This is a genomic window from Curtobacterium sp. MCBA15_001, assembly GCF_001864835.1.
Lineage (GTDB): Bacteria > Actinomycetota > Actinomycetes > Actinomycetales > Microbacteriaceae > Curtobacterium.
In genome coordinates, this window is the sequence record NZ_MJGI01000023.1 from 309,365 (window position 1) to 309,730 (window position 366).

Sequence of the window (366 nt, forward strand, 5' to 3'; positions counted from 1 at the left end):
CGCTCGACGGCTTCGTGCTCGTCACGGCACCGGGCACCGGCCGCGCGGGCGACCCCGAGGGCGCCGCCTACCTGTCGCTGCTGGCGGTCCGACCCGACCTGCAGGCCCGCGGTGTCGGGCGCGCGCTGCTCGTCGCTGGGGTCGAGGCCGCACGCGCGGCGGGGCACGACGCCGTGGCACTCCACGCTCTGGCCGGCAATGCCCGCGCCGTCCGCCTCTACGAGGCGGCCGGGTTCCGCCCGACGGGCACCGAGTTCCCGCACGCGCTGACCGGCGCACCGACGCGCACCTACGTCACCGGCTGACGGACCGTCGCCAGGACGGACCGTCGCCGACACGGACCGTCGCCGAGACGGACGGGAGGCC

At 77.9% G+C, this 366-nt stretch carries 1 protein-coding gene; it reads left to right on the top strand.

All coding sequences use genetic code 11. The features are described 5' to 3' along the window. On the top strand, nt 1-305 hold a 305-nt coding region (locus BIU90_RS10750; RefSeq protein ID WP_175470192.1), incomplete at its 5' end, for an N-acetyltransferase. Nucleotides 306-366: the final 61 nt, after the last annotated feature.